5 protein-coding genes and 2 pseudogenes are annotated in these 9,580 nt (G+C 42.4%); 3 read left to right on the forward strand and 4 right to left on the reverse strand.

The annotated features are described in order from the left end of the window. The 3 genes and pseudogenes from NH454_RS09630 to NH454_RS09645 all read right to left on the reverse strand — a co-directional run bounded on the left by NH454_RS09630 (position 1) and on the right by NH454_RS09645 (position 3,907). Positions 1 to 2,758 (reverse strand): annotated as a pseudogene (locus NH454_RS09630) (type I restriction-modification system subunit M). A 52-nt stretch (positions 2,759 to 2,810) separates the two neighbouring features. Next, positions 2,811 to 3,725, reverse strand: coding sequence for a restriction endonuclease (locus NH454_RS09640; protein ID WP_253038877.1), 915 nt, complete (start codon positions 3,723 to 3,725; stop codon positions 2,811 to 2,813). A gap of 9 nt (positions 3,726 to 3,734) precedes the next feature. Further along, positions 3,735 to 3,907 (reverse strand): annotated as a pseudogene (locus tag NH454_RS09645) (helix-turn-helix domain-containing protein). A 522-nt stretch (positions 3,908 to 4,429) separates the two neighbouring features. Between NH454_RS09645 and NH454_RS09650 the strand changes: the two are divergent. Then, a complete protein-coding gene (locus NH454_RS09650) occupies positions 4,430 to 6,019 on the forward strand; it encodes a Na/Pi symporter (protein ID WP_253038878.1) in 1,590 nt (529 codons plus the stop codon). Positions 6,020 to 6,261: 242 nt separating this feature from the next. On the opposite strand, the gene NH454_RS09655 is transcribed toward NH454_RS09650, so the two are convergent. Next, the gene (locus NH454_RS09655) at positions 6,262 to 6,951 is read right to left on the reverse strand and encodes an alpha/beta fold hydrolase (RefSeq protein ID WP_188726876.1); all 690 of its coding nucleotides are present in this window, start codon (positions 6,949 to 6,951) and stop codon (positions 6,262 to 6,264) included. Between the two features lie 359 nt (positions 6,952 to 7,310). Here NH454_RS09655 and NH454_RS09660 point away from each other — a divergent pair, with 359 nt between their 5' ends. Beyond that, positions 7,311 to 8,177, forward strand: coding sequence for a hypothetical protein (locus tag NH454_RS09660; RefSeq protein ID WP_199526767.1), 867 nt, complete (start codon positions 7,311 to 7,313; stop codon positions 8,175 to 8,177). A 9-nt stretch (positions 8,178 to 8,186) separates the two neighbouring features. After that, positions 8,187 to 9,269, forward strand: coding sequence for a DUF4785 family protein (locus NH454_RS09665; protein ID WP_235404569.1), 1,083 nt, complete (start codon positions 8,187 to 8,189; stop codon positions 9,267 to 9,269). The last annotated feature ends 311 nt before the right edge of the window (positions 9,270 to 9,580 follow it).

Consider the following 9,580-nt stretch of genomic DNA (forward strand, 5'->3'; position numbering starts at 1 on the left):
TTATTTGCCCTTCAGCAACTTAGTCAGTTCCGCTAAGCCCAGCATATCAAACTCATTGCCTGTCAATTGGCCCATCATTTCTGCTAGCTCATTTTCTGAAGTTTGAATCTCATTAGCTACTTGGGAGTAGGTCACAGCATATTTGTCTGCAAGGTGTTGCACTTTGGTGGTTAGGCTATTAACCACAGCATTGGGCAACTCCACCAGTTCATCACATAGCGGCGTAACCCATTTAAGTTCTAACAGAGTGTTGATCTGCTCATTGGACAGGTTCTCTATTGTCGACTTGGTATTGATATGTAGCTGTAGAGCTTTCTCTTTGATATCCGCTTTTAGCTCCGCTTTCTCATCAAGTAACTGACTTGCCTTAACCAGTTTGCCTTCAATAGTTTCGGGGTCAAAGCTAAAATCTGCACGTAACACCTTCAGATATGCGTTCACTTTAGCTTTGGCGTAAGTGCCGTTTTTGCTGGCTTCTATTTGATGCCATTGAACCTGCGGATACTCTGCAACAAATGCTAATTTTTCTTCCACCTTGGCTTTACTATCAAGCAACGTAATATACTTATTAAGAACGGCTATCTCTTCAGAGTTAATGCCTAGATAGGCATCTATTACTGCTAGACCTAAATCGGCTTTAGCAAAAGCATCATTATTGTCATTGAGTACAGAATCGTCTTCTTCCTTGAAATACTCAATAAGTTCATCAATATTCGAAACAACCGCACTGAGGTTGTCTTCTTGCATTTTCAGCTCGTTTAAATCATCAATCAGATAGGTTTTTTGCACTAATTCAAACGGCATAATGTGGCCTTTCCAGCCGTCTTGTACTTCGGTCTCTTTGCCTTTGACTTTCTTGGTGACCATATTCGGATCAACCTGCGTGGTTGCCTTAAACCCTTCGGTTTGCATCATTTCAAGGTCGGCACTAATGATCTGCCACTGATCACTAAGCAGTTGGTAGGCTTGGTATTTATCCACCAAAGCTATCGGCTGCATGCGCTTAAACAGTTCAACACTCAATTTCGCTTGTTGCCGGTTGCGGTTAACCTCTTCCCAGCTATCAATTAAGGTGGTGCTTAGGTACTCATCAAAGCCATCAAACGCTTGGTTGTATGCCTCAATAAACGCAAGCAGTTGTGGGTGCTGTGCAATCGTAGTTTGCACTTGGCTCTTCTCAACCGCCAATTCGCTGTAGTCAGATGATTTCGCGCTAAACAGCGCATCATGAAGCTCTGGCAAGGCATCCCAGTACTCCTTTAGGGCGGCTATTTCACGATTTGGAATGCCGCCCAGCATGGTCGCGTGAAGATCCCACGTTTCAGCAGCGGGTGATGAGTCTACATAGCGTGGAATATTTAGGTTGTAGTCGTTTTGTTGAATGGTTTTCTTGCTCACCACTTTCGAGAACTTGTCATTATCTTGGCGGTGAATCACAGCATCGGTGATGCGCTTGATGTCTGAGTCTTGCAGTTTGTTGTTTTTGCCTTCCTTCACAAAGTGTTTTGAGGCATCCACAATCAATACATCATTATTTTCACGCTTCTGTTTGAGCACTAAAATCACAGTTGGGATGCCCGTACCAAAGAAGATGTTGGCTGGTAAGCCGATGATGGCATCAATATGGTTGTTTTCTATGAGTTGCTTACGGATCTCACCCTCTTCACCCCCACGGAAAAGTACACCGTGTGGCAGTACAATGGTCATAATGCCATCTGGCTTTAGATGGTATAAATCATGTAGAAGAAACGCAAAATCGGCTTTGGTTTTTGGTGCTAGGCCAAAGCGTGCATAACGCGGGTCGTTCTCTTTGTTTTCTGGGTCCCACTTTTGTGAATAGGGGGGGTTGGAGACTACAGCATCCACATACAGAGGTTGATAAGACTCTTGCGGGTTGTTTTCATCAAAGTAAGGCCAGTCATCTTCTAGTGTATCGCCATTACGGGTGGTGATGTTATCTGGCAAAATTCCGCGCATGATCAGGTTCATACGAGTTAAGTTGTAGGTACTTTGCTTAAGCTCTTGGGCGTAGTATTTGATGTCATCTTTGCTCTTAGCGTATTTGGCCACTGAGCTACCGATGTTAATCAACAATGAGCCCGAACCACTGGTTGGATCGTAAATCTCAATCTCATCTTTGTGTTTGAGCTCGTGCGCGGTGATTTCAGACATCAATAGAGAGACTTCATGCGGCGTGAAACTCGCCCGCTTTTTTTCCCGCATTGGCTGCAAACTTTTCGATCAGGTATTCATAAATGTAACCCAGCACATCATAGCCAAGGTTCCCCGTCATCGGGATGGCTTTAATGAGGTGAAGTAAGTCGCTGATTGCTTTGGTTCGCTTACCAGAGGTTTCCCCCAGTTTGCTTAAACCCGTTTCTAGCGTGGTGAAGATCCCTTCAAACAGTTTTTTATGTTTTTTATTGATCAAACGGTTAAAGGCTGACAACGCATCACGAACATTCGACTCATCAAATTCTGTGCTTGAATCCACCCAAGTTGAAAATAAATTATCATAGGCAATGAAATACCCTTTTTCTCTACGAATATAATCTACTGTTTCAGTGTCTTCTTCGGTCAATGCCTTAATGTCATCTTGTGTCATCTCTTGCTCGAGAAGAAAGCTCACTTGGGTATCGCTCAGATATTTGTAGAAAATAAAGCCTAAGATGTAGTCTTTATATTCATTTGCTTCGATTTTTGAACGCATCTGGTTGGCTGATTCCCAGATTTTTGCTGCGAGTTGTTGTTTATTCATTAGTAAAATTAGTCCTAATTCTTAACTAGAGCGTAAACTTTTGGTTGCTGGTTTACGCTTCAAAAAATTCTTCGTCTATTTTCTTCAGGTATAATACCTGTTCGTCACGGCTGCCGATGTTGTATCGCAGCATGAGTTTTGCTAATTCAGTACCATTGATAAGTACAATGCGAGTGCCTAAGTTTTGTGCTGTCTCGATGGCTGATGCAGTGAACTCAGAAGTAGTAATAAAAATACCTTTCTGCGCTTTTTTAAGATTTAGCGCTCCAAAGAAGTCTCGGATGTCACCAGCACTTACGTTGTTGCCTTTGGCATAACGCTTAGCTTGGATATAGATTTGATCAACACCCAGTGGGTCTTGGTCTATAACGCCATCTACGCCATTGTCGCCTGTTTTACCTAGCGCATGTGCTGCACCTTCGCCTGTTCCGCCGTAGCCCATGGCGACGAGTAGCTCAATTAATAGGTCTTCAAAAAAAGCAGGGGTGACTTTACGGGTTCTATCGAGGATATCTTGAGCAAGTGCATCGTTAATCTTTTTGTAGGCAGCTCTTAGCGCTTCATCAGGGGTAATGTCTTTGTCTGACTCTACATCAATGCTAGGGGCATCTGATTCATTTGTCTTTTGCTTAAATGCGACAAATTCATCAAATTGCTTTAGATAGTCATTGTCAATTTTAACACTGGGATCTTTCAAAGCTGATATACCACGAGCGGTGATCACAAAATGTGCGCGTCGTGTGGTTTCAAGTAAGCCTGCTTTGGTTAGGTAAGTCCTAGCCCAACCAACACGGTTATCAAGAATTGATTGTTTGCCGCTTGGCAGTGTCTCTTCACGCTCAGCTTCAGATAGACAGAACTTATCAGCTAACTGATTTATTACATCGCGCAACCTAACTTCTTTGCCATCAGCTTGATGAGCTATTTCTAGAAAGGGGCGCATGAATTCTTGATAACTAGGGATCATATAACGTCCTTATTTTTGTTTTTGTTCTTCAATCCACTTTTCCAAATCTACGCGCTTAAAGCGCCAACTTCCACCCACCTTAAAACCGGGCAATTTACCTTCACTTGCAAGACTATATGCCGTCTTTCATTTAGCTTTAGGTAGGTGGCGATCTCTTGAATGGTCAAACTATCATCGGCCACGTTTAATCTCTGTATTTGAACAAATTGATAGTATGAGAAAATGGAGGAGTAAGCAATTGATCGCGACTGATCTTAATCGACTTTTTTGCTGGTTTTATGATTTATGAAATAGGAATTAGCTCTTTCTTTTTCCTAACCCTATTACCAACCTAAAACCAACCCTATGCTGTTAGCACCAGCACCAGCACCAGCACCTAGCACCTAACTAACATGTGTTCTTAAACTGATAGCTTACGACTGAAATCTCTTATGTATATCGCGCGAAATAAATTTCACGCCTACGGATGAGCATTTCAATTTAACTATGCGCAGGCACAATCTAATCTAACTTCTAACGACTGATATCTAATATCTCCTTTTTTGTTCGGCGTTAAAACGCCTCCTACGACTCGAATCTCGTTCCTCGCAACTCGCCCCAAAACCAGTTACTTTGTTTTCGATCATTGCGCTATAAGGTACTCAAACCTATACTTTTTGTATCGATCTTGATTAACAATATCAGCACTTTATAAGCATAAGCGAATGGAAAATCTGAACATAGCCATGGCTGGGCTAACCGCCATTATCCTTTTTATTTTTGGGCTTGAGAACTTTTCTCGGGAAATTGAAAGTATATCGGGGGAGCGCTTTCGTAAATCGTTGAGTCGCGCGACTAACATTCCTATTTTTGGGGTGTTAATTGGTGCTGTGGTGACGGCCTTTATTCAATCGAGTTCTGCGACGTCGGTGATCACGATAAGCTTGGTAAATGCGGGGGTGTTAACGTTTAAAAATAGTGTCGGTATTATTTTTGGATCAAATGTGGGCACTACCATAACGGCTCAGCTGGTGGCTTTTAAGCTGACGGTATTTGCTCCTGTGATTATTATTATTGGCTTTTTTCTGTCGCTGACTCGCAATCGCTTTTCTATTTTTGGTAAGGCGATTTTCTATTTCGGTTTTGTCTTTTTTAGCCTTAACCTGATTTCATCATCACTTGCGCCATTACAAAACAACCCTGCATTAATTGAGATTTTAACTCAGCCGCAAAACCCACTTTTAGCGATTTTAGTGGGCTGTGTATTTACTGCTATGGTGCAGTCGAGTTCGGTGACTACAGGGCTTGCCATTGTTTTTACTCAGCAAGGTATTTTGGGGCTTGAGAACGCGGTACCCATTATTATGGGGGCGAATATTGGTACCACAGCGACTGCTATGATCTCGGTGTTTGGTATGGATATCGCAGCAAAGAAAGCGGCGTTGAGCCACCTGTTGTTTAATGTGGGTGGGGTACTTTTATTTCTGCCTTTCATTTTATTGTTTGGTGATAAGTTAAGTGAAATTACGCTTGATCCCGCTGTCGCACTGGCAAATATTCATTTTATTTTTAATGTGGTTGCCAGTTTAGTTTTTATTGCTTTTGTTAACCCCTTTACGCGCTTTGTCGATTTTTTGCTTGGTGAAGGAAAGATGGACTTTGAGCGCCTTGAATTGCCCACCTACCAAGAAGATGAAGAGTTTCAGCATGTCGTCGATAAGTTAGAGTCAGGTAACCAACAGCTGCTTAACTTCTTAAAAGAAAACTACAATCAGGTCACGCTGAGCTTAGAGACTAACTACAAAGGTATTCAAGATACTGCACAAAAGCGCTTGGAATATGCCAGTTTTGTTGAGAAGGAATACATCACTTATTTCACTACTATTGTTAGTAAAATCAATGACGAAGAGCAGTCACGAGAGTTAATGCTGCAAATTAACCGTTTTGATTATTTGTTCCAAATTCATGATTCCATCATTGATCTGTTTGAAAGCAAGCGGATTATGAATGAACAATTTATTGAATTAGAAAGCGATATTTTGATTATGATCCGCGAACTTTCGAGTGATACGCTGACCTTGTTCACCCATACCAGCGAGAATTTAGAACAACCTAAAAATGACGAAATAGATAAAGCAGCTAGGTTATTGCAACTGCATCTGAATCAGGCGCAGCGTAAGTTATTAATGCTACTTGCTGATACCAACAGAAAAGATGCCGGTACACTGACAAATTTCGTCACCTATTCACAGCGACTCAAAGATAAACTGCTGAACTTACATAAAATGTATTCACGCAAAAATGCCGAGTTGTAGGAGGCATTTTTAATGCTGAAACCCAACAAGTTAGCAAGTTACAAGGGGAAAGGGTAAAGGGGGAAGGGAACTATCAGTTTTCATCTATCAGATTGAAAGTTAACGAGTTTCGAGTTGTAGGAGGCGTTTTAACGCCGAACAGGTAGCAGCGGGTTTACCCCGCGTTCTTAGATTAAATTGTTCATGGTTAAAACCATTCCTACGCGATATAAAATCGTTGCTACAATCTCGCTAACTTGCAGCTACTGAATCAAACTCACTTGTTTCACATATGTATCGGTTTGTAAACCAAAGTGGCCGAGAACATAGGTGTAGGTGGCATTTTCATTCCATAATCGGCTGCTGTGAATGCCGTACACATAACAAGTGCCAGTTGAGCAGACGATTTGATCAGAGTAGCTCTTTATGGAATACACTTTGTCGCCTAATGCTTCTCCATAAATGCTATTTAATAATGGGCTGCCAACCGATAAGCCATAGTAACCACATGTGCTATTCCACACATTGTATGGGTAAACACCACAACTAAGCAGGCCGCGCGCGGCACCTGCAACACCAACAAAGGTATCAACATCTGATGCCATGCCTAGCTTATAAATTTGCTGGGCTGCGAGTGTAACCCCCATTGAATGGCCGATAATATCGATCTTACCTGTGCAAGATTGGTTGATTGCAGTAAGAATAGCGTTACGTACGGGCGTTTCTTCACTGCCGTTATGATCGTTGCAACTCGCGCAAGATTTAGAGCCCCAATCTGGGGTGAAAATTTCACTGTCGACATACCCTTTTCGTTTTAATTCGTTGATTGTGTTATTCCAACTCGAAGGGGATGCGGTATTACCATGTACCAGTACAACGTTATCTCTACATGCTGCAAAAGCAGTTGTGCTCATACCTGCGCATAGCGCAATCATCGTCAATAGGCGTTTCATTGTGTGTTCTCCTGTTTAACATTTAATTTACAACGTATGAAATTTAAACAGGGCTGGATATAGTACTTTCGTGCAGCGATACTATTTCGCATTGTGCAATGTATACCGTTTTATTTTGCTAGCACTGTAGGCGTGAAATTTATTTCGCGCGATGAACTTGTTCGGCGTTAAAACGCCTCCTACGACTCGAATCTCGACCCTTTTTTTTCTCCTAAAATCTAATAATTTGTACTTAAAAAACACCCAAAAGTTAAATTATTGTAAATTTATTCTTGCTTTCGTACCTGTTTGGTCTATGTTTTTGGTCGGAGGTCACTCCTCCAACCTGATAGATATAATTACAATCAACAGGAACACACATGAAAATAAAAACACTCTCACTAGTGCCAGCTTTAATGTTAGCAGCGGGTATCAGCCACAGTGCTTTTGCTGCGCAAGGAGTCGCATTTGTGCACGGTACAGGCCAGCAAAGCGATGCGTATAATGACTATTGGACAGGCAGTTTTGTCGACACAGTTCGCCAAGGTTTACCAAACAGTAGTAATTACACGGTCATTAATTGTGATTTTGATCAGTATATGTGGGCAGATGCGGCATCTGGCTGTTTAGCAGGGCAGCTCACTACATTTATCAATAATAAAAACATCACTGATTTAACTCTGATCACCCATTCTAATGGCGGTAATGTAGTGCGTTGGATTTTATCTAACCCAACATGGGATAGCCGTTATCCAAATATTATTAGCAAAGTCACGCGTACCATTGCTCTGGCTCCTTCAAGTGGTGGTACGCCTCTGGCCGATGCGGTCATAGCAGGTAATTCGTTCGAGCAAAGCTTGGGTTGGCTTTTAGGTTACGGCAGCGATGCAGTAAAACAACAGCAGGTATCTTGGATGGCGTCGTATAACGCACAGTGGTTGTATGGCACACCAAACCGCCCAAGTTTACCGTCTCGATTCGAGACCGTGGTGGGCAGTGATGTTGAATCAGCGGTATGGGATAGCGACAGCTATTGCGGTGGTTATCAAAATCAAGTGGGCCTTGAAGTAACACAAAACTGGTTAGACAGCTGTTCAGATGGCTTCTTAAATTGCAGTTCTCAGTCGTTAGCTGGGGTGGTGTGGTTTACCGATAAATCACGAACTAAAGGCCGTGAACCTTTAAGTCATCAGCAAAGCCGACGCAACTGCTTTGGTTTGCCAGACATGCTTAAAAATCGAATTTAGGAGCCCGCTATGATTAATAAGTTAACCACACTCGCTGCTGCAATTATGCTTGTAAGCAACGCAGCACAGGCTAATGAACAAACGGTTTATCAGTTTCCTCAAGTTCAACCAGCATTGAGCGCTCAACTTGAAACACTAGAAAAAGACAGCGTTGAGTATTGGCAGAAAGTTTCGGGTAAAGAGCTTAAACGCGGCGTGCCTGTATTTGTAAACCAAGCTGATAACTTTATTCGCATTGCGCCAAAAGCACGTTTTGATAACGGCGAAGTATTTAAGCCTCATGGCTTACAGCTAGATAAGCTGTCGGTACGTGATGACAACTTTAGACAAATGCCAATGCAAACTATGGTTGCACAAGAACAAATGGAAAATGCAGGGTTTAGCGATGGCAGCGTTGGATTAAAGCTTGGTCAGGTAAATGGCAAAGCAATGTTAAGAACAAGCCAAGCGCTTAACGATAACGACACCTACTTGCTGCATGTGATTGAAAAAGGCTCGAGCAATGCTTTGCATGCTAAATCGCAGTTTAAAGTGAAAGATCAGCAACAACGTGTCGCTATGCAGCTAAGTATGGGTAAAAAGCGCTTTAAAGATAGTGATGTGAAGTTAACGCTTTCAAGTCCTGATGGCGAAAAGCTAGATGTACGTTACGAAAATGGTGAAGCCGTATTTAATTACCCGCTTGAAACCTTAGGTGCAATAAATGGTTACTATGAGCTTGAGGCCAGCGTAGACACTAAAGTGAATGGTCAAACGGTAAAACGCTCTATAAAAATGCCGTTTGTGCATAGCTCACAAACCATCAGTATGGATAAAGCCAAAGTAACAGCGCTTGGCAATAATAAATACCAAGCCAAGGTACCGGTGCAAGTGACCGACTCAGGTCGCTACGCCATTCGTGCAACCTTAACTGGCAAAGGCGATAAAGGTGAACGCATCAAACTAGCAACGGTTGAAGTAGCAAAACAGATTGATAGCTATGATAGTTTCACCATGCCTTTTGTGGTCACCAAAGCAGCCAAAGCCCCATATGAGCTGGTGGATATTGAACTTACCGACCAAACGCGAATGTTAAAGTTTGCTGGGGAGTAAAGGATAGCTCTTATTGTATGTTGGGTGGAGCGAAGCGAAGCCCAACAAGTTAGCGAGTTACAGGGTAAAGTTTGCGAGATATGCGAGATAAGAGTGTAGGCGTTATTACGCCGAACCGGTAGCAGCGGGTTTACCCCGCGTAATTTACAGTTTTTCTCTGTTTAGCGCGAAGCGCCTCGGTGTACTTATATGGACTCCCCGTTTTTTGTCAACGGAGTATTTATTAAATAAAGATTAGATGCTGGCTTATATACGGACTCTATTTGGGGAGCTACCCCTGGTCACTTTAATGTATTCGCCCCTTTATGACT

Origin of the sequence: Pseudoalteromonas sp. Ps84H-4 (genome assembly GCF_024124645.1) — a bacterium.
GTDB classification, from domain to species: Bacteria; Pseudomonadota; Gammaproteobacteria; order Enterobacterales; family Alteromonadaceae; genus Pseudoalteromonas; species Pseudoalteromonas lipolytica_C.

Coding starts and splice junctions, on each gene's coding strand:
- NH454_RS09640 (WP_253038877.1), bottom strand. CDS start 3,725: ATGATCCCTAGTTATCAAGAATTCATGCGCCCCTTTCTAGAAATAGCT.
- NH454_RS09660 (WP_199526767.1), top strand. CDS start 7,311: ATGAAAATAAAAACACTCTCACTAGTGCCAGCTTTAATGTTAGCAGCG.
- NH454_RS09650 (WP_253038878.1), top strand. CDS start 4,430: ATGGAAAATCTGAACATAGCCATGGCTGGGCTAACCGCCATTATCCTT.
- NH454_RS09665 (WP_235404569.1), top strand. CDS start 8,187: ATGATTAATAAGTTAACCACACTCGCTGCTGCAATTATGCTTGTAAGC.
- NH454_RS09655 (WP_188726876.1), bottom strand. CDS start 6,951: ATGAAACGCCTATTGACGATGATTGCGCTATGCGCAGGTATGAGCACA.